The sequence below is a fragment of the Streptomyces sp. NPDC031100 genome, assembly GCF_055570785.1.
The window spans coordinates 1-24,408 of record NZ_JBVIGN010000025.1 but is presented as its reverse complement, the minus strand read 5'-3'; the positions used below and the strand labels follow the sequence as shown (position 1 = coordinate 24,408).

24 protein-coding genes, 3 pseudogenes and 1 riboswitch are annotated in these 24,408 nt (G+C 69.9%); of the genes and pseudogenes, 5 read left to right on the top strand and 22 right to left on the bottom strand.

Features of this window, described 5'->3' with window-relative positions; translation table 11 throughout:
* Positions 1 to 47: 47 nt before the first annotated feature.
* On the bottom strand, positions 48 to 758 hold the full coding sequence (locus tag ACZ5DS_RS41550; RefSeq protein WP_468249443.1) for a hypothetical protein: 711 nt from the start codon (positions 756 to 758) through the stop codon (positions 48 to 50).
* Positions 759 to 995: 237 nt separating this feature from the next.
* On the bottom strand, positions 996 to 2,372 hold the full coding sequence (locus ACZ5DS_RS41545) for an NAD(P)/FAD-dependent oxidoreductase (RefSeq protein ID WP_468249441.1): 1,377 nt from the start codon (positions 2,370 to 2,372) through the stop codon (positions 996 to 998).
* A gap of 559 nt (positions 2,373 to 2,931) precedes the next feature.
* Between ACZ5DS_RS41545 and ACZ5DS_RS41540 the strand changes: the two genes are divergently transcribed.
* The gene (locus ACZ5DS_RS41540) at positions 2,932 to 3,165 is read left to right on the top strand and encodes a hypothetical protein (RefSeq protein ID WP_468249438.1); all 234 of its coding nucleotides are present in this window, start codon (positions 2,932 to 2,934) and stop codon (positions 3,163 to 3,165) included.
* 77 nt (positions 3,166 to 3,242) lie between these two features.
* Here the strand turns inward: ACZ5DS_RS41540 and ACZ5DS_RS41535 are convergent, their stop codons facing one another.
* From ACZ5DS_RS41535 to ACZ5DS_RS41480, 12 genes and pseudogenes are all read right to left on the bottom strand, one after another.
* Positions 3,243 to 4,229, bottom strand: coding sequence for a Ppx/GppA phosphatase family protein (locus ACZ5DS_RS41535; protein ID WP_468249552.1), 987 nt, complete (start codon positions 4,227 to 4,229; stop codon positions 3,243 to 3,245).
* A 204-nt stretch (positions 4,230 to 4,433) separates the two neighbouring features.
* Positions 4,434 to 4,835, bottom strand: a pseudogene (locus ACZ5DS_RS41530) (DUF501 domain-containing protein); the annotation flags it as partial.
* A 48-nt stretch (positions 4,836 to 4,883) separates the two neighbouring features.
* Positions 4,884 to 5,360: an FtsB family cell division protein gene (locus ACZ5DS_RS41525; protein ID WP_468249436.1), complete on the bottom strand. Its 477-nt coding sequence runs from the start codon at positions 5,358 to 5,360 to the stop codon at positions 4,884 to 4,886.
* 122 nt (positions 5,361 to 5,482) lie between these two features.
* The gene (eno, locus tag ACZ5DS_RS41520; RefSeq protein ID WP_468249433.1) at positions 5,483 to 6,769 is read right to left on the bottom strand and encodes a phosphopyruvate hydratase; all 1,287 of its coding nucleotides are present in this window, start codon (positions 6,767 to 6,769) and stop codon (positions 5,483 to 5,485) included.
* Positions 6,770 to 7,136: 367 nt separating this feature from the next.
* Positions 7,137 to 7,817, bottom strand: a complete 681-nt coding sequence (locus tag ACZ5DS_RS41515) for a transglycosylase family protein (RefSeq protein ID WP_468249431.1) — start codon at positions 7,815 to 7,817, stop codon at positions 7,137 to 7,139.
* A gap of 4 nt (positions 7,818 to 7,821) precedes the next feature.
* Positions 7,822 to 7,990: riboswitch (cyclic di-AMP (ydaO/yuaA leader) on the bottom strand.
* A 182-nt stretch (positions 7,991 to 8,172) separates the two neighbouring features.
* Positions 8,173 to 9,219 carry a transglycosylase family protein gene (locus ACZ5DS_RS41510; protein ID WP_468249428.1) on the bottom strand — a complete coding sequence of 349 codons (1,047 nt, stop codon included), beginning with the start codon at positions 9,217 to 9,219 and terminating at the stop codon, positions 8,173 to 8,175.
* Positions 9,220 to 9,369: 150 nt separating this feature from the next.
* Entirely contained in the window at positions 9,370 to 10,659 is a 1,290-nt protein-coding gene (locus ACZ5DS_RS41505; protein WP_468249425.1) for a cytochrome P450 family protein, read from the bottom strand.
* Positions 10,656 to 12,419, bottom strand: a complete 1,764-nt coding sequence (locus ACZ5DS_RS41500; RefSeq protein ID WP_468249423.1) for a tetratricopeptide repeat protein — start codon at positions 12,417 to 12,419, stop codon at positions 10,656 to 10,658. Before ACZ5DS_RS41500 ends, ACZ5DS_RS41505 begins: the two co-directional genes overlap by 4 nt.
* A gap of 123 nt (positions 12,420 to 12,542) precedes the next feature.
* Positions 12,543 to 13,511, bottom strand: a complete 969-nt coding sequence (locus tag ACZ5DS_RS41495; protein ID WP_468249420.1) for a nucleoside triphosphate pyrophosphohydrolase — start codon at positions 13,509 to 13,511, stop codon at positions 12,543 to 12,545.
* 19 nt (positions 13,512 to 13,530) lie between these two features.
* Complete coding sequence (locus ACZ5DS_RS41490) at positions 13,531 to 15,192, bottom strand: nuclease/transposase family protein (protein WP_468249418.1); 1,662 nt, start codon at positions 15,190 to 15,192, stop codon at positions 13,531 to 13,533.
* Between the two features lie 183 nt (positions 15,193 to 15,375).
* Complete coding sequence (locus ACZ5DS_RS41485; protein WP_468249415.1) at positions 15,376 to 16,017, bottom strand: SurA N-terminal domain-containing protein; 642 nt, start codon at positions 16,015 to 16,017, stop codon at positions 15,376 to 15,378.
* A 159-nt stretch (positions 16,018 to 16,176) separates the two neighbouring features.
* The gene (locus ACZ5DS_RS41480; RefSeq protein ID WP_468249413.1) at positions 16,177 to 17,004 is read right to left on the bottom strand and encodes a glycoside hydrolase domain-containing protein; all 828 of its coding nucleotides are present in this window, start codon (positions 17,002 to 17,004) and stop codon (positions 16,177 to 16,179) included.
* Between the two features lie 261 nt (positions 17,005 to 17,265).
* On the opposite strand from ACZ5DS_RS41480, the gene ACZ5DS_RS41475 reads away from it, so the two are divergent.
* Together ACZ5DS_RS41475 and ACZ5DS_RS41470 are read left to right on the top strand one after the other, a co-directional pair.
* Positions 17,266 to 18,012, top strand: a complete 747-nt coding sequence (locus tag ACZ5DS_RS41475) for a hypothetical protein (protein WP_468249411.1) — start codon at positions 17,266 to 17,268, stop codon at positions 18,010 to 18,012.
* A gap of 99 nt (positions 18,013 to 18,111) precedes the next feature.
* Positions 18,112 to 18,474, top strand: a complete 363-nt coding sequence (locus ACZ5DS_RS41470; protein WP_468249409.1) for a hypothetical protein — start codon at positions 18,112 to 18,114, stop codon at positions 18,472 to 18,474.
* Positions 18,475 to 18,507: 33 nt separating this feature from the next.
* On the opposite strand, the gene ACZ5DS_RS41465 is transcribed toward ACZ5DS_RS41470, so the two are convergent.
* Positions 18,508 to 18,705 (bottom strand): DUF397 domain-containing protein, encoded by a 198-nt coding sequence (locus ACZ5DS_RS41465; protein ID WP_468249407.1) that lies wholly within the window; start codon positions 18,703 to 18,705, stop codon positions 18,508 to 18,510.
* Positions 18,706 to 18,713: 8 nt separating this feature from the next.
* Positions 18,714 to 19,334, bottom strand: a pseudogene (locus tag ACZ5DS_RS41460) (DUF5753 domain-containing protein); the annotation flags it as partial.
* Here ACZ5DS_RS41460 and ACZ5DS_RS41455 point away from each other — a divergent pair.
* A complete protein-coding gene (locus ACZ5DS_RS41455) occupies positions 19,324 to 19,596 on the top strand; it encodes a hypothetical protein (RefSeq protein ID WP_468249405.1) in 273 nt (90 codons plus the stop codon). The pseudogene ACZ5DS_RS41460 and the gene ACZ5DS_RS41455 overlap by 11 nt on opposite strands.
* On the opposite strand, the gene ACZ5DS_RS41450 is transcribed toward ACZ5DS_RS41455, so the two are convergent.
* From ACZ5DS_RS41450 to ACZ5DS_RS41440, 3 genes are all read right to left on the bottom strand, one after another.
* Complete coding sequence (locus tag ACZ5DS_RS41450) at positions 19,584 to 20,081, bottom strand: hypothetical protein (RefSeq protein ID WP_468249403.1); 498 nt, start codon at positions 20,079 to 20,081, stop codon at positions 19,584 to 19,586. The two genes, ACZ5DS_RS41455 and ACZ5DS_RS41450, sit on opposite strands and share 13 nt — an antisense overlap.
* 405 nt (positions 20,082 to 20,486) lie before the next feature.
* Complete coding sequence (locus ACZ5DS_RS41445) at positions 20,487 to 21,026, bottom strand: DUF4262 domain-containing protein (RefSeq protein ID WP_468249401.1); 540 nt, start codon at positions 21,024 to 21,026, stop codon at positions 20,487 to 20,489.
* A 302-nt stretch (positions 21,027 to 21,328) separates the two neighbouring features.
* A complete protein-coding gene (locus ACZ5DS_RS41440; protein WP_468249549.1) occupies positions 21,329 to 21,817 on the bottom strand; it encodes a DUF4265 domain-containing protein in 489 nt (162 codons plus the stop codon).
* Between the two features lie 21 nt (positions 21,818 to 21,838).
* Between ACZ5DS_RS41440 and ACZ5DS_RS41435 the strand changes: the two are divergent.
* Positions 21,839 to 21,979: pseudogene (locus ACZ5DS_RS41435) on the top strand (IS5 family transposase); the annotation flags it as partial.
* Here the strand turns inward: ACZ5DS_RS41435 and ACZ5DS_RS41430 are convergent.
* The 3 genes from ACZ5DS_RS41430 to ACZ5DS_RS41420 all read right to left on the bottom strand — a co-directional run bounded on the left by ACZ5DS_RS41430 (position 21,963) and on the right by ACZ5DS_RS41420 (position 24,133).
* Complete coding sequence (locus ACZ5DS_RS41430; protein WP_468249398.1) at positions 21,963 to 22,358, bottom strand: hypothetical protein; 396 nt, start codon at positions 22,356 to 22,358, stop codon at positions 21,963 to 21,965. The pseudogene ACZ5DS_RS41435 and the gene ACZ5DS_RS41430 sit on opposite strands and share 17 nt — an antisense overlap.
* A 51-nt stretch (positions 22,359 to 22,409) precedes the next feature.
* Complete coding sequence (locus ACZ5DS_RS41425; protein ID WP_468249396.1) at positions 22,410 to 23,507, bottom strand: hypothetical protein; 1,098 nt, start codon at positions 23,505 to 23,507, stop codon at positions 22,410 to 22,412.
* Positions 23,508 to 23,611: 104 nt separating this feature from the next.
* Positions 23,612 to 24,133 carry an SMI1/KNR4 family protein gene (locus ACZ5DS_RS41420; RefSeq protein ID WP_468249393.1) on the bottom strand — a complete coding sequence of 174 codons (522 nt, stop codon included), beginning with the start codon at positions 24,131 to 24,133 and terminating at the stop codon, positions 23,612 to 23,614.
* Between the last annotated feature and the right edge of the window lie 275 nt (positions 24,134 to 24,408).

Here is a 24,408-nt window from a genome sequence, read left to right as displayed (position 1 = left end):
ACGCCCCCGGGGCCCGGTCCGCCCAGGCGGATCGGGCCCCGGGCCTGTCACAGGCGGCTCAGCATCAGCGCGAGGGCGTTCACCGCGTTGTCCCGGTTCCGCCCCTTGCCGCCCGAGCGGGCGACGGTCGTCTGCATCAGGACCTGCCCTTTGCGGCCGGTGAGCTGCGTGTAGTAGTTGTCCACCGTGCGGCCGCTCTCGTCGACGACCTGGCGGCCCTCCTCGGCCGCCACCTCGTCGAAGCCGTGCAACGCCGGGACGTCGACCGCGCGGATGTCCTCCCAACGCTGTCTGCTGCCGGAGTCGTTCTCCGTCCGGCAGCGCTGTGCGCCCGCGCGGAACCGGGCGATGTCCGCCGTGGCCGCTCCGCTGTCCCGGTGGACGACGACCATCGAGGTGCCGACCACGGACCGATCCGTCGTCTGGGAGCTGCGCGACAGCGCGGCCCGCGCGGCCACCGGGGGCCCCGCCACGAGGTTGCAGTCGTCGTCGGCGACCGCCTCCGTGACCTCGTCGGTCTCGTACGGATCACTGCGCACATAGCCGGGGCCCCAGTCCGCGGGGGCGAGGGCCAGGCGCTGGGCGACAGTCCGGGCCTGCGCCGTGGTGCTGATCGGCGCCTGTCCCTGGTCACGGCCGCCGAGAACGCTCACGAGCACCGCCGCGACCCCGATCGCGACCACGGCGGCAGCGGCACCGATGAGCGCGGGAGGCCTGCGCCACCAGGGGCCTCGGGGAGGCGGGCCGGAGTCCGGCATCCCGTGCAGAGGGCCGGGCGGCGGGCCTGCCGGAGGACCGGGCGGCGGGCCGGGCGGCGGTGCGGTGTTCACATGCGTCCTGTACCACCGGCGATCGGAAGGCCGCGGCGCCGCGTGCCGAGATCACCTGACCGAGGGCGGAAATCGGCCGCTCCGGAACCGCCCCGGGTACGGCGAAGGGGCCGCCCGCACCACGGATGGCAGGCGGCCCCTTCGGGCTGACCGGGTGACCTGAGGTCAGGAGGCCTTGGCCTTCTCCTCGGTCTTGGCGGCGACCGGCGCCGGCTTGGCGGCCTCGTAGAACTCCTCGCGGGGGTTCTCCATGGCGCCCAGGGAGACGACCTCGCGCTTGAGGAACATGCCCAGGGTCCAGTCGGCGAAGACGCGGATCTTGCGGTTCCAGGTCGGCATCGCCATGCCGTGGTAGCCACGGTGCATGTACCAGGCGAGGCGGCCCTTGAGCTTGATCTTCACCTTGCCCATGACGATCATCGCCACGCCCTTGTGCAGGCCGAGACCGGCCACCGCACCCTTGTTGGCGTGCTCGTACTCCTTCTGCGGGAAGCCCCGCATACCGGAGATCACGTTGTCGCCGAGGGCCTTGGCCTGGCGCAGCGCGTGCTGGGCGTTCGGCGGGCACCAGGCGTTCCCGTTGCCCGCCTTGCGGCCGACGAGGTCCGGGACCTGCGCGTTGTCGCCGGCGGCCCAGATGTAGTCCGTGCCCTTGACCTGGAGGGTCGGCTCGCAGTCGACGTGACCGCGGGGGCCGAGGGGCAGGCCGAAGCGGGCGAGTGCCGGGTTCGGCTTGACGCCGGCCGTCCAGACGATGGTGTTGGAGTCGACCTCGAGGCCGTTCTTCAGCACCACGTGGCCGCCGACGCAGGAGTCCATGGAGGTGGAGAGGTAGATCTCCACGCCCCGGCTCTCCAGGTGCTCCTTGCCGTACTGGCCGAGCTTGGGGCCGACCTCGGGAAGGATCTTGTCCGCGGCGTCGACGAGGATGAAGCGCATGTCCTCGCGGGACACGTTCTTGTAGTACTTGGCCGCGTCCCGGGCCATGTCCTCGACCTCGCCGATGGTCTCCGCACCCGCGAAGCCACCGCCGATGAAGACGAAGGTGAGCGCCTTGCGGCGGATCTCGTCGTCGGTCGTGGAGTCGGCCTTGTCCAGCTGCTCGAGGACGTGGTTGCGCAGGCCGATGGACTCCTCGATGCCCTTCATGCCGATGCCCTGCTCGGCGAGGCCGGGGATCGGGAAGGTGCGGGAGACCGCGCCGAGCGCGATGACGAGGTAGTCGAAGGGCAGCTCGTACGCCTCGCCCACGAGCGGGGCGATCGTGGCGACCTTGCGGTCCTGGTCGATGGTGGTGACCCGGCCGGTGAGGACCTCCGCCTTCGGCAGCACGCGTCGCAGCGGGACGACGACGTGGCGAGGGGAGATGTTGCCGGCGGCGGCTTCGGGGAGGAAGGGCTGGTAGGTCATGTACGACCGGGGGTCGACGACCGTGACGGTCGCCTCTCCGTAGCGCATCTTCTTGAGAATGCGCCGAGCTGCGTACAGGCCTACGTACCCACCGCCTACTACGAGGATCCTGGGACGCTCCGTGGTGCTCATGGCATCGAGTATCCACCCGCTCAAGGAGGGGTGCTCGTGCGCCCCTTCACAAGCTTCGGTAGGGCCTGTGCTAAACTCCGCGGCCCGCGTGACGCAGGTCATGCCGGCGAGGGGGAACCACGGGGCGGTCCGACCCGTTGTCAAGGCCGCGTGAGCTGCCTCTCTGGGTGACCACGGGGTCGGTGAGCACCTCGCAACACCGCCGGAGCACCCCGGTCCAGGTCCCTCCCGCACCCACCATCTGAACATGTTCAAACGGGCTGGAAGCCCCCGGAAGGGCCAACCGGCCCCTCTTTGCGGTTCCGCAAGGCGGAATTCCTTGTGAAGAACTTCACGAAGTTTCCCGACGCGGTGTCGCCAGGCGGCGCATCGACGCCCCAGGAGGGCGCTCATACGGTATCCGGACTGCTCAGCCGCAGGCTACTGATCGGTAATAAAAGAGGCCTGAGCCACGACCCGGACCGCCGGACCGCGCGCTGTTCACCCGGTCGGCCACGCGTCTCACCCGGTCGGCCACACACCGCGCGATATTGGACACAAGGGTGCATAGCGTGCCTGCATGAACACTTCACAGTTGGCCTTCAAGAAGGCCACCACGCGAATACGCGCGGCCAGCACAGCCCTGGGTATTGCTCTCGCGGTGGGGGCGGCTACGGCCGGATCCGCCGTGGCCGCGACGCCCGCCCCCCACGACGCCGCCAAGCCGGCCGCCAAGTCGAGTCCGGCCGACGGGTACGGCTACGGCGACGACGACTATTTGGAATGCGTCGGCCTCATCGTCCTCCTCTGCTGACGGACAGCCCCACGGGCTGAAGCGACGGTCCCGGCTCCTCCCCGCGAGGAGTCGGGACCGCTCCACGTCAGCGCAGGTCAGGCGCGGCGGTTGCCCTCCGCCGCCGCTTGTGCCGCCTTGAAGGCGATGCCGTCGAGGATGTCGTGCTCGCTGACGACGACCTCCGCGGCACCGGTCCGCTCCATGATCGCGAGCAGGACGAGGGCGCCCGCGCCGATGACGTCGACCCGGCCCGGGTGCATGGACGGGATCGAGGCGCGCTCGGCGTGCGTGGAGCGCAGCAGCCACTCGGTGATCTGGCGGACGCGGCCCTGGGAGATCCGGGAGTGGTGGATGCGCTCGGAGTCGTACTCGGGCAGCTCCTGGGCGATCGCGGACACGGTGGTGACCGAGCCGGCGAGGCCGACCAGGGTGTGCGCCTCGCGCAGCGGGACCGTCTCCTCGGCGAGGTCCAGGGCGGCCTCGATGTCGGCCCGCATCGCGGCGACCTGCTCCGCGGTGGGCGGGTCGCTCACCTTGCCCTCGTGCACCAGGTGCCGTTCGGTCATCCGCACGCAGCCGACGTCCACGGACCGCGCGGCCCGTACGTGGTCGTCGCCGACGACGAACTCGGTGGAGCCACCGCCGATGTCCACGACGAGGTAGGGCCGGGTGAGGTCCTCACGGCCCTTCAGTTCGTTGGTGGCACCGGTGAAGGAGAACTCGGCCTCCTGGTCGCCGGTGATGACCTCGGGCTCGACACCGAGGATGTCGACGACCCCGCGCACGAACTCGTCCCGGTTCTCCGCGTCCCGGGAGGCGGAGGTGGCGACGAACCGCACCTTGGTGGCGCCCAGTTCACGGATGACGTCCGCGTACTCACGGCACGCCGCGAAGGTCCGCTCCAGCGCCTCGGGCGCCAGCCGGCCGGTGCGGTCCACGTCCTGGCCGAGCCGCACGATCGTCATGCGCCGGTCCAGCTCCAGCAGGTCGCCGGTGGTCGGATTGACGTCGGCGACGAGCAGCCGGATGGAGTTCGTACCGCAGTCGACGGCGGCGACACGGGAGAAGCCCTCGGGGACCAGCGGCTTGTAGGCGAAGAAACCGCTGCGGGTCTCGGCGAGGTCGAAGACCACGCCCTCCTCCCCCGGGTGCTCGTCCGCCGGGTCGGGCGCCACGAGCGGCTGCACGCACGGCCCCTTGCGCCACCACTCCGGCAGCATGGCGATCGCCTCGTCGCCGAGCGGGTTCACCCCCGGGCCCGCGGCCAGCGAGTGGGCCACCAGCACGTGCAGGCACTTCACCCGGTCCGGCATGCCGCCCGCGCTCGGGAAGCCCTCCAGGACCTCGATCTCGTCCCGGCGCCGGATGTAGTCCTCGTGCGCGGCCCGGTAGGCGGCGGCCAGCTCGGGGTCGCTCTGCAGCCGCTCGGTCATCTCCTTCATGACGCCGTCCGCCTCCAGCGTGCCGATCGCGGAGGCGGCGCGCGGGCACGTCAGGTAGTACGTCGTCGGGAAGGGCGTGCCGTCCGGCAGCCGCGGGGCCGTCTCCACGACGTCCGGCTGCCCGCACGGACACCGGTGCGCGATCGCCCTCAGCCCGCGCGGCGGACGCCCGAGCTGCTGCTTGAAGGCCTCTACGTCCGCGTCGGTCGGCTCGGTACGCGGAGTGGGCGGCGGAGGCGTTTCCATGACTGTCTTCAGCTGTCTTTCTGTCGGTTCACTGGTCGGAGGCGCGGTTCACTGGTCAAAGGCGTCGGACTTGTCGACCCCGTCCCAGACGTTCGCGTACCAGGGCCGGTGGGCGGCCCCGAGGTCGGCTCGGGACTGCTTGGCCGCGCCCGGGTCGACCACGATGTACCCGGTCTCCCCCGGCATCACATAGTGCAGCCGGCGCCGGATCTCCTGCTCGGCGTAGGCGTCGTCCTGCCAGCGCGCCTTGAGGTCGCGCAGCTGCTCCACACGCTTGCGGGCCCGCTCCTGCTGCCGCTGCTGGTCGGCGATCTCGGCGCGCTGGGTGACGTACTGACGCATCGGATAGGCGAGCGCGACGATCATCGAGCACAGCACCAGCGCGAGCAGGGCGGCGCGGCCGGTGAGCCGCGAGCGGCGGGCCTGCCGCCTGGTCTGGGAGCGGTAGACGCGGGCCGCCGTCTGCTCGCCGAGCAGCCTGAGCCTGGTCGCGGTGGAGAACCGGTCCCGGTCCTTCACGGCCATGTCCCGCCTCCCCTTCACGTGCGTACGTCCCCGCACACGGTACGGGACCGGGTACGGGGACGTACGTACGACTGGCTATGCGTTAACCCGCTGCGCTTATTGGTCCGCAGAGCGGAACGTGCTCAGCCCTTGAAGCGCGGGAACGCGCTACGGCCGGCGTACACCGCGGCGTCGTCGAGGATCTCCTCGATGCGCAGCAGCTGGTTGTACTTGGCGACACGCTCGGAGCGGGCCGGGGCGCCGGTCTTGATCTGGCCGCAGTTGGTGGCGACGGCCAGGTCGGCGATGGTGACGTCCTCGGTCTCGCCGGAGCGGTGGGACATCATGCACTTGAAGCCGTTGCGCTGGGCCAGCTCGACGGCGTCCAGGGTCTCGGTCAGCGAGCCGATCTGGTTGACCTTGACCAGCAGGGCGTTGGCGGTGCCCTCCTCGATGCCGCGGGCGAGGCGCTCGGGGTTGGTGACGAACAGGTCGTCGCCGACCAGCTGGACCTTGTCGCCGAGGCGGTCGGTGATGACCTTCCAGCCGGCCCAGTCGTCCTCGAACAGCGGGTCCTCGATGGAGACGAGCGGGTAGGCCGCGACGAGCTCCTCGTAGTACTCCGTCATCTCGGCGGCGGAGCGCTCCTTGCCCTCGAAGAGGTACTTGCCGTCCTTGTAGAACTCGGAGGCGGCCACGTCGAGCGCGAGGGCGATCTGCTGGCCGGGGGCGTAGCCGGCCTCCTTGATGGCCTCGAGGATGAGGTCGAGGGCCTCGCGGTTGGAGCCGAGGTTCGGGGCGAAGCCGCCCTCGTCGCCGAGGCCGGTGGACAGGCCCTTGCTCTTCAGGACCTTCTTCAGCGTGTGGTAGACCTCGGTGCCCCAGCGCAGGGCCTCGGAGAAGGACTCCGCGCCGATCGGGGCGATCATGAACTCCTGGATGTCCACGTTGGAGTCGGCGTGCGAGCCGCCGTTCAGGATGTTCATCATCGGCACCGGCAGCAGGTGCGCGTTCGGGCCGCCCAGGTAGCGGAAGAGCGGGAGGTCGGACGCCTCGGAGGCGGCGTGGGCGACGGCGAGCGAGACGCCGAGGATGGCGTTGGCGCCGAGGGAGCCCTTGTTGTCGGTGGCGTCCAGGTCGAACATGGCCTGGTCGATCAGGCGCTGCTCGGTGGCGTCGTAGCCGACCAGCTCCGGGCCGATCTGCTCGATGACGGCGAGGACGGCCTTCTCGACGCCCTTGCCCTGGTAGCGGTTCGGGTCACCGTCGCGCAGCTCGATGGCCTCGAAGGCGCCGGTGGAGGCGCCGGACGGGACGGCGGCACGACCCGTGCTGCCGTCGTCGAGGCCGACCTCGACCTCGACCGTGGGGTTGCCTCGGGAGTCCAGGATTTCCCGGGCTACGACGACGTCGATGGACGGCACGAGCATCTCCTTCGTGGATGTGACGCTGGTTGTGCGGGGCTGGTGTGCCTTGCGACTAGAGCCTAACCGTCCCGGGGGCGTCGGCCACCGACCGACCGTCCCGTGGACAGGGAGAGACAGGGAGACCGTACCCATTGTTCAGGCGCGGAACAAAGGGGCTCCCGGATGAGGCCCGGCCGAAGAGTGGGGAAACAGGACGGGAAGACAGAGGCGGGGGCACCGGAGCCGTGGACACGAACAACCCCGCCCCGGCGCGTACGGGGGAACACGCGCCGGGGCGGGGAGCCCGTGGGGACGGGGGGTGACCCTCACGAGGCCTTCAGTCTGGGGGCAGGCCTTGTGAGGGCGCTGTGGTTCTGGCGGGAGCCTGATGTCACTTCAGGTGCAGCTGCTGGCCCGGGTAGATGAGGTTCGCGTCCTCGACGATGTCCTTGTTCAGCTCGAAGAGCTTCTTCCAGCCACCCTTGACCTTGTGCTTCTCGGCGATGGTGCTGAGGGTGTCACCCTTGACGACCTTGTACTCGCCGTCGCCCTTCTTGACCTTCTTGCCGGTCGGGGTGGTGACGGTCTTGCTCGGGGCCGGGCGCTCGGCGGAGCGGGAGGCGGCCTGCTGGTCGGAGCGGGTGGTGGTGCTCGGCGCGGTCGTCTTCGACGAGGTGGAGGGGGCGGCGCCGTTGTACGGGGTGCTGGACAGGCCCGTGCCGCACACCGGCCAGGCGCCCTTGCCCTGGGCGGCGAGGACCTTTTCGGCGACGGCGATCTGCTGCGCCTTGGTGGCCTGGTTGGCCTGCGGGGCGTAGGCGGTGCCGCCGTACGCGGCCCAGGTGGAGGCGGAGAACTGCAGGCCGCCGTAGTAGCCGTTGCCGGTGTTGATGGACCAGTTGCCGCCGGCCTCGCACTGGGCGACCGCGTCCCACTCGGAGGCGGTGGCGGCGGAGGCGTTGCCGGCCGCCATCAGCGGGGCGGCGACGGCGGCGCCGGTGACACCGGCCAGCGCGATGACACGAGTGGCCTTGGACGGACGGCGGTGCTTGCCCTTGCCGGAGAACAGCATGGATCGATCCCCTCACCGACGCCTGCGAGGTGAGCTGTCGGGTTCGGGCCGGTTGAGTTGCCCGGCCGCGCCCCTTTCGGGACACGGCTTCACCCCAAGCCGGTTGCGGCATCAACTGCCGGTTCCGGCACCTACCTTGGGTCCCCCGCTCCTGCCTACGGCGCATGACGCGACGACTGTTCCCGGGCAACCGCTGGCAGGATTCGGCGTTGCGACTGCCGGGGCTCGTGGTGACGAGCGGCCTTGACCGTAGACACGCGATCGCCGGATTTTCAAAGACGATCAGGGCTTCTGAGACTCATCCCACACTTTCGCCAAAACGGACATTAGGCATGAAGTGGGGCGTCAACTCCCGCTACTCGCCACCCTCTTCGCCGCCGACTTTCAGGTCCTGACCGGCGTGAATGTGATTCGGGTCGGCGCCGACGGTCTTCTTGTTCTCGGCGTAGAGCGCGCGCCATCCGCCGTCGATGTCAAGGGAGTCGGCGATGGAGCAGAGGGTGTCGCCCTCGCGGACGGTGTAGGTGCTCGCGCCACGGGCGGCGTGACGGCCGGACGGAGTGGCACTCTGTCCGTTTGCAGTGCTTTCGTCCGCACTGCCACCGCGGTGACGTCCGCCACTGCTGAGCGCGCCGGTGTCGACCAGGCTCCAATAGCCGCCGGTCTGCCGCGAATTGTCCGACTCCTCCGTGGCGGGCTCCGTGACGGCGGCCTCGCTTCCCTGCTCCTTCCCGGAGCCGGGCGATGCGGAGGTGTCGGACTTGGGAGCGCCCTTGCCCTTGTCCTTGTCCTTGCTCTCGCCGGAGCCGGAGCCGGAGCCCTTGTCCTTGCTCTCGCTCGGGGACGGCTTGGCGGTCGTACCCGGGGAGGAGTCGGACGACGGCGACGAAGACGACGAATCCGGCAGGTCGGACGAGTCAGGCGTACCGGTAGAGCCGGACGAGCCCTGGGAACCGGAGGAGTCGGAGTCACCGGAGTCCGCCGAGCCCGAGCCCCCGACGCCCGTGTCGACGTCCACGGAGCCGGAGTTCGAGGACAGGCCGGAGAGCAGGGCGCAGGTGGCCCAGGGGGTGGTGCCCTGGTCGGCGAGGATCTTCTCGGCGACGGCGATCTGCTGCGAGCGGCTGGCCTGGTCGGCACTGGAGGCGTACTGCCCGCCGCCGTACTTGTCCCAGTCGTTCTGGGATATCTGGAGGCCGCCGTAGTACCCGTTGCCGGTGTCGGCGCTCCAGGAGCCGCCGCTCTCGCACTCGGCCACCTTGTCCCAGGTGGTGCCGTCGGCCGCGTTGGCGCTCGCGGCGCCGAGGAGCGGGATGGCGATGGCCGAGCCGGTCACCCCGGCCGCGACGAGGAGGGCCGGAGCCTGACGGGGGCGACGGTGACGACCGTTCCCGGAGAGCATGCAGAAGCCTTTCGTGCGACAGCAGAACCGGCGCGGCGAACTGGTACCCCTCGCCACACTGATGGGTGAACGTATCGGCAGACGATCACTTGTCACAAGTTAATGCCGCGCAGATCACGTGAAGATCACGAAGTTGAACGTCCTTCACGTCTACCGGTCTACGGCCTTTCCGGCGGCCGGTGTGAACTCCACCGGCAGGGTGCGCAGGCCCCGCATGATGAGCCCGCCGCGCCAGCGCAGCTCGGCCGGATCGACGGCGAGCCGCAGATCGGGCAGGCGGGTGAGCAGGGTGGCGAGCGCGGTCTGGCCCTCCAGGCGGGCCAGCGGGGCGCCCAGGCAGTAGTGGATGCCGTGGCCGTACCCGAGGTGCTGGTTGTCCCGGCGGGACAGGTCCAGCACGTCCGGATCGGCGAACCGCTCCGGATCCCGGTCGGCGGCGGCGAGGACGACGAGCACCGGGTCGCCGGCGGCGATGTCCTGCCCGCCGATGGTCAGCGGCCGGGTGGCGAACCGCCAGGTGGCCAGCTCCACCGGTCCGTCGTAGCGCAGGAGTTCCTCGACGCCGGTCTCCAGGAGGTCCCGCTCCCCGGCGGCCAGGGACCGCTGCAGCCGGTGGCGCTGCTCGGGGTGGGTGAGCAGGGCGTAGGTGCCGTTGCCGATCAGGTTCACGGTGGTCTCGAAGCCGGCGAACAGCAGGATGAAGGCCATGGCGGCGGCCTCGTTCTCGGTGAGGTGCTCGCCGTGGTCGGAGGCGCGGATGAGGCCGGAGATCAGGTCCTCGCCCGGGGTCGGCTCGGCGGGCAGCGCCTCCCGCTTGCGGTGGATCAGCTCGGCGAGATAGCCGCGCATCTTCTTCACGGACCGGGCGACCCCGCCCCTCGGTCCTCCCCCGTGCCGGATCATCATGCCCGCCCAGTCGCGGAAGTCGTCCTGGTCCTCGCGCGGGACGCCGAGCAGGTCGCAGATGGCGTAGATGGGGAGCGGGAAGGCGAACTCGTGGATGAGGTCGGCGGAGCCCGTCTTCGCGAACCCGTCGATGAGGTGGTCGGTCAGCTCCTGCACCCGGGGCGCGAACTCGGCGACTCTGCGGGGCGTGAACGCCTTGCTGACCAGCCGGCGCAGCCGGGTGTGGTCCGGCGGGTCGATGTTCAGCAGGTGCGTCATCAGCTCGGCCTTGCGCTCGCCCGGGATGCCCGTCTTGCCCTTGGCGTGCGCGGGCTCGTCGTGATGCGCCGGGTTCTTGCTCAGCCGCTGGTCGGCGAGGGCCTGCTTGGCATCGCCGTACCGCGTGACCAGCCAGGCCTCGACCCCGCTGGGCAGCCGCGTCCGGTGCACGGGGGCGTGCTCGCGGAGCCAGGCGTAGGCGGGGTAGGGGTCGGTGGCGAACTCCCAGGTGAAGAGGTCGGGGGCGGAGTCGTCGGAGTGGAGCTGGTCGGTCACTTCTCGACCGTATCCGGATCGGAGCCCAACTCCTCCATCGCGGTCCGATGCCCTTCGGCTGCCGCCCGCCGGAGCCAGTGGTCGGCGCGGTCGCGGAGGGCCAGGCTGAGCCGGTACGCGGCGCCGGCGTCCCCCTGCTCGGCGGCGGCCTTCAGGTGGGGCAGCGCGGCGTCGATCTCGCCCGTCTGTACGAGCAGGTCCCCCAGCTCCATGTTCAGGTCGCTCAGCAGCTGCACGTCGTCGATGCCGGCTTCCAGCGCCTTCCTGAACCAGACGATGGCCTCCGCGGGGTTCTCGCTCCCGGTCGCTATGCCGCCGAGCACCACCATGGCTTCGGCCACTCCCGCCTCCGCCCGCGGAGTCAGGAGCCTGACCGCTGTCTCGACCACGGCCGCCTCGGCTTTCTCGTCCTCAGCGGCGTCCAGCACCTGGAACCACACGGTCGCCGGTACGTCCGCCGGTTCCCCGGAGGCCGGAAGGTCCGCCACCAGCGATCCGTACGCCTCGAAGGTCCCCTCCTCCGTGCCCGGCACCAGCAGGCCCGTCACCCCGTACCGGCGCCTGGCCGCCCAGGCCACCGCCTCGTCGAGCGGCTCCCATTCGCTCTCCGGCACCTCGTGGCCGTACTCCTCGGCGATGCTCCCGAGCACCCGCACCGGCAACGGGCCGCACAACCCGCAGCGCCTGGCGTCGACGGCTGCGCGGACCAGGAGGTGTCCGTGGGGGTGCGCTCCGGGCCGCCCCGCGCGGCGCCACTCGTCCCACAGTTCCGGTCCCACCGCCAGATACTCCGGCACCGTGAGGCTGCCGCGTCCCTGCCGGGCACCGCACAGCCGGGGGTCGTCGGCCTCCGCCAGCCGGGCGAGTTCCGCTCCGCTCCAGGCGCGTCTCAGCTCGACGGTCTCGGCACGGCTCAGCACGCGTGCGGCCGGGCCGCCGCCGAAACGGTGCGTGTCGTACGCGTCGTCGCTCATCGTCGCGACGATCGGCACCCCGAGACCCGCGAACTGGGCCAACAGGCCGGTGTCCAGGCCTCCTTCACCCATGTGTGAGTCCAGTTCGTCGAGCCACAGGACGTACGGGCCCGGGTGCTCGCGCAGCACGCCCGGCAGCATGTGCAGGTCGGCACCCCGTGCGGGGGCGTGCAGCCGCGTGTCCGGGGACAGTGCGGCGGCCACGGCGGCCCAGGCCGTACGGCTCTTGCCGGAGAGCGGCCCGCCGGTCACCACGACCAGCCCGCCCCCATGTATCGCCCGGATCAGCCGGTCGTCCGCGTCCCGCCCGACATACGGTGGAAGCTCGCTCTCCTCGCCGAAGCGCCGGGTCCGGTGCACGCCCAGGGCGATGCGGTCGGCGGTACGGACGGTGGGCCAGGTGCCGGGGTCGGGGAGGGCGACACCCGCACCGTAGTGATGGTGCTGCACTCCGGCGACCGGCCCGTGGAAAGTGCTCCGCCGGAAGTCGACCGTGTCGCCCGGGGGCGGGAGGAACTCCCCCAGGATGTCCCTGAGTTCCTCGGCCGCCGCGTCCGGCGCGTCCGCGAGCACCTCACGGAGCCGGGCGCGCCAGTGCTCCTGGGGGCTGCCTGCGTCGGTGTGCGGCCCGGGCGAGGTGGCGAGACGGGCGAGATCCTCGGCGTCACCGTCCCATCCACGACGCCGGAACCACGCGGCGACCCGGCTCTGCGTCTGTTCCCAGCCCGCCGAGGCCGCCGCCCGCACGAGCGCCTCGGACGCGACGATCTCGAGCCCAGTCACCATCCGGCCCCCCAGTCCACGCTTTCCACCGGTTCCCGCCCAACGGTACTGATACGAGGGCCTCCTGACGCCCCGTATGATCCTCCTCCCCTCACTCCTTCCCGTGCCCGGCGGGCCCTGAGCCGGTCAGCCCTCCACCGCCCTGATGGCATCCCGGTACACCCGCGCCGCCGCCCGCAGTGCCGCCTCCGGGTCGACGCCGTCCGCCTCGGCCCGCACCGCCAGCGCCAGCAGCTCGTAGCCGATGCCGTCCCCCTGCGGCAGCGGCACCTCGAGCCCCGCCGTGCGGGCGCGGGAGGCGAGCTTGGCGGCGAGGGCGAGGCCGGGCTGGCCGAGGGGGACGCCCTCCGTGACCGAGGTGCGCCGCTTCTCCTCGGCCTTGGTGCGCAGCCAGTGCTCCTTGACGTCCTCGGGCGTCTCGGCCTTCTCGTCGCCGAAGACGTGCGGGTGGCGGTGGATCAGCTTGGCGACGATGCCGCCGGCCACGTCGTCGATGGAGAACGGCGCGTCCGGGTCCTCCTCGGCGATGCGGGAGTGGAAGACGACCTGGAGCAGGACGTCGCCCAGCTCCTCCCGCAGCTCCTCGCGGTCGCCGGCCTCGATCGCCTCGACGAGTTCGTACGCCTCCTCGATGCCGTACTTGGCCAGGCCCGTGTGGGTCTGCCGGGACGACCAGGGGCATTCGGCGCGGATGCGGTCCATGACCTGGACGAGGTCGAGGAGGCGGGCGCCGGGCAGGTCGTAGGAGGCGGGCAGCAGCTCCAGCTCCGGCATCCGCACCCTGCCGGAGCCGGCCAGGCGGGCCAGGCCGTCGGTGAGGGCGGGCTCTCCCTCGCCCGTGGCCACGACCACCACCGTCCGGCCGCCGGCGCAGGCGTCGACCAGCTCCTGGGCGGAGGGAGACGCCTCCGCCACGGATATCCCGGCCTCCCGCAGATAGGGCAGCTGCGGATGCGCTCCGTCCGCGCACAGCACCGCGTCGGCGGCGCGCAGCGCCTGCCAGGCGGGCCAGGACAGCAGGCCGGGCGCGACACGGTGGCTGGTGGTGAGCAGGACGATGCGGCCGGGGGCGGCCTCGGGGCTGGTTGCGTTCACGAACCGAACGTAACCGTTCCTAGCGTCGTTGGTCGATGTTGGCCAACTCGCTGTTATCCGGATCAATAGTCCGGTGACCTCGCGAACGGTCTTCGAGGTCGGGAAACAGCGCGAGCTGGTCACCTCGGCACAGTCGGGTCTTGCCGCCCTGCTTGGTCGTGCCCGCTGTCCTGGGTGGGCTCGCGGTCCCACACCCTCTCGGGAGGGGCACGGCCTGGCCGGTAGCTCTCCGCTCCACCATCCTCCGGTGATGGGCGGTCACACCTGGCCGACGCCGGACCCCGTGCCCGAGAGCGCGTCGTCCGATGGCCACCGCGGCACCGTGGTGCCGGGTAACTATGGTCTTCGATTGATTTTCGAGCGGCTTCTGCCAGTGCTGCCCGCCCCAGCGGCTGGTGTAGGCCGGATCGACCGCAACAACGACCAGACCCTGGTGGTGGGCCATGGCGCGCAGCCGCTCCCGGAAGCGGGCGGTGGGGATGCCAGCCACGGTGCGGCGAAACGTCTTGCCGCGCCTACCGCGGCCCATGGTCTCCCGTCCGGTGGTGCGAGTGTCTTTGAAGCCCAGGTTCTCAATAGCAATGCCGACACAACCGTGCTCCTTGGCCAGGGCGATCAGGTGGCTGATCGCGGCGCGCAGTCGCCCGTCCCGCGTGGTCGACGAACCGGTCAGTACCAGCGGCACGGTGACAGGTTCGCCGACCGGGTTGCCATGCGGGTCGAGGACGCAGACGGCCAGATGATCGGCGTTGAGGTCCACCGCAAGGAGCCTCTCGCCCCACGCCCGGATCTCCTCCGGCGACGGCAACATCGCGGTCTCGGCCGCCCAAGACGCGTCCAGATACCAGCGCTCCCGGACCGGATCGAAGACGACGTCGTAGCGCACGGCCCGGTGCACCGTCACCCGGTCCAGCCACTCCGCGCGGCGATGGTGAAAGGCGACAGCGCAGCTCAGCCGGTAGCGGCCGCGCGGCGCGTTCGCCAGGTGTCGCAACGGCTGGGGCAGGGCCAGGGTCACGGAGCCGTCGGCCGGGTCGACGGTGATCGTGTAGTTGCCGTGCGGTGCACCGGACTCGCCGTCCGCGGTCAGGAACAGCCTGGCGGCCTCCCACCGCCGGCGCCACTCGGCCTCACCGAGCCGGGCATCAGCCAGGTTGTGCCGCAGCCGCGCAAGCTGCCTGCCACCGTCAACGATCGACGGACGACCCTGCTCAATACGCCGTTCCACCACCATCCGGCGGGCCTTGAGAACCTGCAGGCGACGCTGCTTCTCGCAACGTTCCGCCCGATCGGCATAGCCACGCACCTTGCCTTCGCGCTGCCCGCACGGCACCGCAAGACGCTTCTCGATCGTGCGGATGACGCGGGACAGCCCGGCCCGCTCGTCGTACAGACACCGCATCGACAGCTGGTACTGGTCCTCGCTCGCCCTGGTCATCGCCCCGGCCCAGCGGGAGGAGGACACCGCCGTCAGCTTCTTCTTGCGCTCGGCCCGCCGGGCGTCCTGCGCCCGTACGTGCCCGATACGGACACGTACGGCGAGGTCGGCCCGCTGGTGGCGGCCGAGGTGCTCGCCCACCAGGCGCAGCACCTCGTCATCGGCCGAATCCAGACGCAGCCGGTCCCTAATCCGCGCCCCCGACGGCGCGGTGACGGTGAACGGGGCGGCCAGCACACGCACCTCACACTTCCTTCTGCGCTTGTGTGCCACCAGCCAGCCCCCTCCCCCTGATCTCGCCGAACTCCGCCGCTGCTATCGACCATGCCTACCGAACGCCCGCATGATCAGGAGAACTAACCCCGTTCACTCGCACGAGGGACACACAGGCCCACCGACGGGCACCCGCCGTGCCGTGCCTCCTGCTTATGCCGTCTGCTGCGCCGCCGTGACCTCGCGCACCCACGGCGTCTTCGCGTCCACGCGGCTGCTCTTCTGTACGTCCCAGGAGCCGTAGCGCGGGTTGAGGTCGACGTGGAGTTCCCCGGAGGCCTGGGACAGGGCCTTCCAGAAGGCTGGCTGGGAGGTGTCGGTGCCGAGCTTCGCGGCGAGCTTCTGGGCCTCGATCTGGAGGCGGAGGTTCTCGTCCAGGCGCTCGGGCGCGATGCCGTACTTCTGCAGCCAGGCCGTCTCCAGCCCCTTGGCGCCGCCCGCCTGCTGCTCCAGGCCGGTGCGCATCCCCAGGATCTCCTTGCGGGTCACCGAGATGTCCTGGTCCTGCGCGGCGCGGTGCAGCACCCGGTCGAGGACCATGTTGTGCAGGGTGTCGCGGGTGAGGCTGCTGGTGGAGGCGAGGACCTGCTGGTACTGGGTCTCGTCCGGCACCGCGGCCCGCTGTGCCCTGCGTACCTCGTCGACCCGCTTCTCCAGCTGCGAGACGGTGATCCGCTGCCCGCCCACGACGGCCGCGGCACCGGCGTGCGCATCGCTTCCGCAGGCGGTGAGGAGGGGTGCCGCGGCGGCGATCGCGGCGGAGAGGACGAGCGCGGTGCGACGGCGGCGGTGCAAGGGAACCTCCAAGGGAGATTGTGCGACGGTGCACAAAGTCTTGCGGTGATCGATGGTAGGCAGTGGGCAGGCTCCGGCCAACCCATTCGACCAACGATTCGCGCGCGCTTTCGGTACCGCCGCACTGCCCCACGCGGGGGTACGGCTCGTGCGCTCCGGTCAGCCGGTGATCGCCACCGGCGCGTCCCACGCGTCACGGTCGACCGTGATCGTGTAGCCGCCGCGCGTCTCCTTGCTGTTGACCATGTACTGGTGGGCCCGGCTGTGGCCGGTGAACTGGGTGGGGCCCCACGGCCAGTCCGCGGTGGTGGTGTTCTGCTTGTCCCACAGCGCGTACCAGAGGTTGCCCGGCAGGTCCGTCTTGTCGGAGGCGGTGGCGACGGCCTTGGCGCTGGAGCTGGTGAAGCCGTAGTAGCCCGTGCGGTACGTCTTGGCGTGCAGGCCCTTGTCGAAGGCGCGCACGTAGGTCAGCACGGCGTCGTTGCACGCCTTGTTCGTGCTGTCGTACGCCTCCATGTCGAGGTAGATCGGGCTGCCCGCCTTCATCCCGAGCGCGGAGGCCTTGGCGACGGCGTCGGCGGCGTCCTGCGCGCCGAGGGAGGCGGCGGTGGAGGCCGTCAGCTTCTCCGGGTTGGAGCCGGACTGGCAGGGCGGCTGGGCGCCGACGTAGATCGGGATGAGCTTCCAGCCCATGGCGGTGACGTTCTTGACCCAGGTGGAGGTGAGGTTGGGCTGGTTGCAGCCGCGGTTCTTGCCGCCCACGTAGACGGCGGCGGCGCCGTAGAAGCCGGTGTGCCAGGCCTTCATCGCGGACTGGGAGGGCGCGGTGCAGGTGTCGAAGGCGCGGCCGGTGAAGGTCTTCTGGGCGGGCCAGGTGGTGGCCGCCATGGACTGCTGCGCGGCGATCCCGCCCCCGCCGACGACGGCGGCCCCGGCCACGGCCCAGGCGATGTAACGACGCTTCTTGGACTGCCGGTGCTCGGCCATCCCCCACCCCATCCAATGATCACGGCACACGGCGCAGGGCGCGCCGGAGCGGATCGCACCGTAACTGATGCCGTCACCGCGACCGTGAACCGACCTCCGCGATCGTCACAAGAGTCACTTTTGCCATAATAAAAACGTGAATCACGTCAGTTGCTTGACTTCCCCTTGGGCGACCTGAGACCGCTTCGCGACCTGGGCCTCTCTACATTCACTACGCCCCTCACGCGCTCTTTACTCTCTCCGCTTCCCGCGAGGATCTCGATGCGTCTCCCCTCCCGTGCCCGCACGGCGTTCGCCGTCGTGGCACTGCCCCTGGCCCTCACTCTGGCCGCCTGCTCCTCCGGCTCTTCCGGCTCCTCCGCCGGCGAGTCCGCGTCCGCCAAGCCGAGCAAGAGCAAGGACCCCAACGCCGGTCTGCTGACGGGCACTCAGCTGAAGCATGCGCTGGCGCGGGCGTCCTACTTCCCGGACGGGTTCAAGCCCGTCGCCGAAGGCGCGGCGGACAGTGGCGACGAGTTCATCGCCCCGCCCGCCAAGAGCTCGGCGAAGCCCGACTGCACCAAGCTGGAGGCCACGGCCTGGATCGGCGTCACCGGCCGCAAGGGGGGTGTGTCGTTCGCGCAGGACGACTACATGAACAAGGACCAGACGCAGGAGATCGCACAGGAGATCGACGTCTTCCAGGGCACGACCGCGAAGTCGGTGATGCAGGACGTGCGGACCGTCGCCACTGAGTGCGCGGCGTTCACGGACACCGATGCCCACGCCAAGGTGAAGGTCACCGGCAAGAAGACCGCCGGGCTCGGTGACGAGGCCTACACGATGACGCTCACCAGTGGCGCCTGGGACAACGGCACCACCCTGATGGCCGCGCGGGTGGGCACCGCCGTGATCACCGTGATCTCCACGGCCGGCACGGACAACGGTGCGGCCACCGCGCAGAAGGTGACGGCACAGGTCGTGAAGTCGCTGCAGGCGAAGACGGCCAAGGCGAACCCGTCGGCGTAAGGCCCGCCGAGTCCGGCAAGGGGCAACTGCCCTAGGCTTCTTCCGCGCTCCCACTTGTCTGCCACACCGGCGGGGAGCGCGGAGGGGGCAAGGGGCGACATGGAAAAGCGTCTTGAGGCGGGCTGGGGCCAGCGGTTCGCGTGGGCGGTCCTGGTCTGGGGGTCCCTGGGCTTCCTGGTCTGGCTGCCCTTCCTGTTCGTGGCGATCCGCCGCAACCGGGGCTCGGACTGGGGCGCCTTCGCGTCGTTCGTGCTTTACGAGGTGGTGACCATGATCTGGTCGACGATCCTGCCCGACGGGCACAACAGGGTGCTGCTCGGCCTGATCGCCATCATCACGATGTCGGTGGCGACGCTTCTCCTGCTGTTCGCGGAGTTCGACAAGAAGACGCCGCGGGTGCAGTACGGGGCCGTGCCGGTGCCGCAGCCGGGTCCTTCGTACGGGTATCCGTACGGCCGGTAGGGCGGCGGCGCCGTGCCGGTGACCTGGTGAGGGTCACGCCAGTCCGTCGGGCGCTTCTTTGAGGGCGTCGATGAAGGGGGCGAAGGCTTCGGCCGGGAAGGTGAGGGTGGCTCGGGCGGGGGTCTTGGAGTCGCGGATGGCTATGCGAGCGGAGCGGTTGGCGATCTCCACGCAGTTGTTGCCGTCACCCTCGCCGGAGTAGGACGACTTCCGCCAGTTGTCGGGGGTCACGGGGCGCCTCACAGTTCTTTGGCCAGCCTGTGGATGAAGTCACGCGAACGGTCGGGTGCGAGTGACACTTCTTCCACCTTACGGAAGCGCGTTCGATAGGCGCTGAGCTGTGCCTCGGAGTCGATGAAGATTGAGCCATGGGGCGCGTCGCGTACGACTGTGTCCAGCTTGGCCACGGGGCCATCCATGTACAGCATGGTCGCCGAGGCTCTGGCGAAGCCCTGCAGGTCGAAGGGGATGACACGCACCGTGATGTGGGCCGCTTCGGAAAGCTCAAGGAGCCGGGCGAGTTGAGCCCGTGAGGTGGCGCGGTCGCCGACCTGAATGCGGAGCGCGGCCTCATGGATCACCACGTCGTAGGGGATGGACGAGGGACCCTCGACGAGCGCGCTGCGGGCCATCCGGTGCCCGATCCGCAACTCAAGCTCGTCCTGGGTTAGTTCGGGGATCCTGGAGGAGAAGACGGCGTGCGCATAGCCCTCCGTCTGCAGCAGGCCCGGCACAAAGAGGATGGCCACCTCACGCCGGAACGAGCTGTGGTGATCCAGCTCCGACAGGTCAAGGAACGACGTGGGCAGTAGCCCCCGGTACTCCTCCCACCAGCCTCGCGTCCGGTCGATGGCCATTGACTGGAACGGCAGCGAAGAGGAGATCAACCGGCGTGACCAGCAACTGCTGGCCATCCCCCGGCCGGTTACGGTGGAGGAAGCAACGGCGTTGGCGTCCTGCTTCGGCCCCGACGACTGCTACGGCGTCGCCTGGACCCTTGTCCACCTCATCGAGACGGGCCCCGGACCGGTACCAGCCCTGTCAAAACCCGGTCCGGATGCCGGCGTCTGGCATCAAACCCTCTGGGCACGATGGGGCGACCCCGACGATCAGTCGGATTGACCGGTTCGGGCCTGTATGGATTCTCCCTGGCCTTGACCCACGATCTCCTCGATCAGCGCCAACTGGAGAGCGACCGCCCGGCGGCAGCGGGGATTTTCCCGCTCTGCATCGACGGTGACCGTCCGGCCGAGCGCAGCGAGGGACAGTACCGACTCGTAGCACGAGGAGAGGACTTCCAGGATGTCGTCGGACGTGCCCTCCCCAAGCAGGAATTCGGCGTACTGCACCAGCCCCTGGCACAGCGAGGCCGCCGCGAACGGGGACGTGCGATCCTGCCAGTCATAGGCGTCCGCGAACAGCCGATCCCACCTGTCTGAGACCCCCGCAGCAGGCCCCGCGAGGGTGCGGAACTCCTCGACGGCATCCCGGAACAGAGTGACCGTCGCCTCGTCGAACAGTTCCTCCAGGGGCTGTCCGTAGACCGCCGCCGTCTCCTCGATGACCCGCAGGCCGAGAGTCCGCAGCGAGTCGGCTGGGCACTCCAACAGGTCATCCCCGATGGGGGCAACTTCCGCGTCCCATAGAGTCATCGAATCCTCACATCCTCACAAGCTGTGCGAGAACTTCCGTCGCAGGTCGGCATGTTGCTGGGCTGTGGACGGTTGGCTTGGCGTTCGGGTAAGCGTCCCAGGGGCGTGCTGCCGAACGGAATCTGGAAGGCTCAGCTGGCACTCTTGGCGGTCTGGCGGGCAATGCGTCGGGTCATGAGGGTGATGAAGGTCCAGCGCAGATGGGCATCGGCGTGTGCGATCGTGCGTTTGATGTCGGGCGCGTTGCGCCTCGCCCGCATCGTGCACGAAGCGCCTCGGTACGACGGCCGCTACGACGCGACCGGCGCCAGGACCGCGACCAGCAGACCGACGAACCCGGCTCCTCTGCGCGACCAGGAGTCAGATCGCTCCCCAGGGCCCAGGGTTCTCTGACTTGGGAATCCACAGCAGAGGCTGGCTGTCGCGGCAGTATTCAGCCGCCCCGTCCTCCCATGGGAAACGGCCTTCTCCGTCGGGCCAGAACAGCTGGGCCACGGGCAGGGGCGAGACCTGGTAGAAGTCCAGCCCTGCGCCGAAGAAGTCCTTGCACCAGCTCTCGTGCACCGGCCGCAAGATGGCAGGGAAATTGTCGAAAATGTCGTCCCTGCGCTGATCGGGCATGAGAGGAGGCCCGTTGCGCACGGACTCGCCCGCCGCGTTGATCAGGGACATCATGGTGTCGACAGCCAACCCGAAAACGCATATCTCCGGGCTGCGCAGCGTGTGCCACAGACCGATGGAATACGCCCAGCCAGCTGGTACTTCGTCGTCAGCGGCCACCCCCATGACATGCCAGCCGTGGCTCCTCGTACTGGAGGCTATCGCCCGGTCCCGCTGGTCCCACGAAGCCTCGTGCGACGACTGCGTGCAGAGGATGCACGGGCACCCAGATCGTTCCATTCGGCGATGTTAACGCCACGAACGGGCGAGCCTCTTTACAGCTTCACCTGGGGAAAGAGGTCACCGCACAGCTTCTGAGGGTGCGCTTGCCCAACGAGACCCTGCGGGTCGGCGCATGGGACTCGGACCCGGAACGGACTTTCCTGGGGAGTTCACCGAGCCGGCTGATGCGGAGGACAGGCGGGGACTGCTTGTCCTACAGGCTTGTTCCGACCTGTGGGGCTGGCAGCCACTGTCCAGATTCGGCAACCGGGGCGCAAGGACGTGCGGTGCGAACTGGCAACGGCGCCTAAGAGACCACCTCAGGCGTTCCACCACTCGTCAGTGCCGCAACCGACCTCGTAGTGCCACCAGCCTTCCTCTCGCCCTCGGGTCAGAAGGGCCTTGATCCCGGCGAAGTCCGCGCCCGCCGGTGCGGTGAAGGCCACCATGGGGAAGTCCTCACTGAAGACCTCGCCTCCGAGCCCGAACGCCGAAAGACGCTGATGCACCGCCTGCGGACTGCGTCCCAGCGGGCCGGTCGGTACGGGCACCACACGAATCGTGCAGTTCCCGGAGGAACTGACCCGTCCGACAGCCCAGTGGAGTCCGCCGGAGTCGGTCTGGTACCGCACTACGTCCCCCTCGGCCACCCCGTCCTGAAGGAAGGGGGCATTCTGCACCCTGGCCGTGCCATCACCGAGCTTCGTCGCCCACAGGCCCTCGGTGTCCTGCGGGAACCACCCCTCACGAGGGACGAACCGGAACCAGACCTTGATCTTCTCGACCGCCTTCTCCATGACAGACATCATCAGCCCATAGACGTCGACGGAGATTTCAGAAAGGCCCGCCACGCAGTCGAGTGCGGCATCAATCGTCTCAAGCGCCACCGCGCGGTGGCCAGGACGTACGACAAACTCGCCGTCCGCTACGAAGCAACCGCTCTGGTCGCAGCCATCAGCGAGTGGCTGTGAGGGGGTGGTGGCGGGCGCATCGCTCTGCGGGTGACCAGGGGACCCAGGAGAGAGCCTCACGCCAACCGGGTCGCCCGAAGGCCCAGTCCTGAAGCACCTCAGCCACAGGTTCTACCGCGAAGACCTCGTGTTCGCGGGGTACCCATGCCTGGAAGTGCCTGTCCGGCCCTCCCTCGCGGTACTCCACCTGATAGCTCAGGTCGTCGTTGAGATACACCTGCATGTAGTGCTGGTCGGCGGGTTCCAAATCGAGCCGCCTCACGACGACAAACCGCCACGTAAGACTCATGTCGGCCAGCAGGTCGTGTAGCTGTTCCTCGGACGGGTCGTCCCAGGTCGTCCCGTCCGCCTCGATCGCTTGAAGCACTGGTGCTGCCATGCAGGTGACTCTACTGACCGATCATGCTCTCGACTTCGCTGACGAGAGCCGCTACGCGCCGCGGGCCGCGGTCGCGGACCGCTTACCAGAGCGGAGGACGGCGATGGCGCGGGCGCGGTCGAAGGCGGCGACGGGATCCGCATGGTACGTCCATGGCTGCGCGCCCACCCACGGCTCCAGCAGCCGGAACTGTTCCAGGGCCTCCCGGCCCCGCCCGGCCAGGGTCAGGGCAGCGGCGAGAGTATGCCGGACCAGCGGCAGCCGTGGGTCGTCGGCGGGTGTGGCGGCGACCGCGTTCAGAAGGGCACTGATCTCGGACTTCGGGTTCCGACCCGCCAGCGGCGCCGGGCCGGGGCCTCGAAGCGACTGCTCGAACGAGGCCTCCAGCGGCAGCACTGCCAAGAGCGAGTGTGCAGGGGCGGAGGCAGCGGCCTCCTTCGCGAAGCGGTGGGCCAGCCGGTCCGAGCCGCACCACTTGGCGCACCAGTACTGAAGGGCTTCGAGGTGCCCGACGAAGTGGTGCGGGGCGCGGGCGGTCAGCTCGCTCCACAGGCGGCGGAACTCCTCGTGCGGCAGGGCGAGTCCGCGGGCCGCGGCGACCATCGTGACCCAGGGGGACGGGTCGCGCGGCGCCAGCGCGGCGGCCTCCTGGGCGGCGTACAGGGACGCCGGCAGCAACTGCTGGAACCGGGCCATCCGTTCGGCAGGGGTGTGCTTGGCCCACGCCTCGCCGCGGGCGTCCCAGGCGCGAAAGAGCAGAGCATGTGCGTGAACGGCCGCCGCGTCGGGGTCGTCGGGCCGCTCGGCCCGCCAGTCGCTCAGCCACCGCTCGTCCTGGGAGGCGGCGGAGGCGAGCGCGGAGAGCCGGTGCCACCGCAGGTCCCAGTCCTGGCCGGCTGCGGCGAGCAGGGCCGCGCCCGGGCGCCAGTCACCCTCCTGGGCCGCCCGCACTGCTTCGGCCACCTCCGGCACGGGCGGCCCGCCCCGCGTCGGATCCAGCTCCTCACGCGGCAGGAGCCCGTACGCGGCGACGTCGATCCCGGTCGTGCCCCTCCGGTTGGCCCGGGCCAGCCTGGTCGTGTTCCACAGGGCCCAGATGAGGACAGGAATCCCCACGGCGATGGACAAGTACTGGAGCATGGGGGGCATGGGCCTGTGGTGCTTTCGGATCGGCGTGCGTAGGGACGACGTACGAGATCATCCAGGACGGCTGATCACAGGAAGCGCACGGGGCCATAAAGATTGCATACGAACTATCCCTGCGTGCGAAGATCATTCGCTTCGCTCAGGTTTTCGTTGATCATCGCCCGGAAGAACTCAAGGAACGAGGAATACCGTTCCACCTCCGCACCGGCGATCCAGATCACAGGAACCGGGCCGCTTCCCTCTGTCACCGGCATCACAAAGAAGTCGATGGTGGTCGTGGAGGCCGCGATCGGCAGGAGAGCGTCCCGGTCGAGTCGAGAGCGCTGCAGCCCCTCGGGTTCGAGGGTCTTCAGCAGCTCCCGCGCCATGTCCATGCGCGCGCCCAGCAGCTCCTCGGCGCCGAACAGGTCCACGTCCTGCATGAGCGAGGGCCAGCCGTCCGCCTGGAGCAGGAACGAGGCGTACTCGCTGTCCAGACCGTGGCCCAGTCGATCGGCAACCTCCCGCAACCGCTCCGGACTCGCCGGCGGCCTGGGCTCTTCGTGACGCCACAGGCTGTCGGCGTCGGCCTCCCGGACCAGTTCCCTGGCGGCGGTCATCCGTTGCATTTCAGCGGGCCAGTCGATCATTGGTCCCTCCGTCGACAACGATCTCTGCATCTGGAGTAGCTGGTAACGCGCGAACGCCTCCCATCGCCAAAACGAGTGGCGACGGGAGGCGCTCATTGCCTGCGTGACATCCCAGAAGAGCACATGGGAGAGATCGGGGTAAGTAACGGCTACGCCGCTCAGCGCAAGGTATAGCGGGTAGTGGGGGGGGGGGGGGGGGGGGGGGGGGGGGGGGGGGGGGGGGGGGGGGGGGGGGGGGGGGGGGGGGGGGGGGGGGGGGGGGGGGGGGGGGGGGG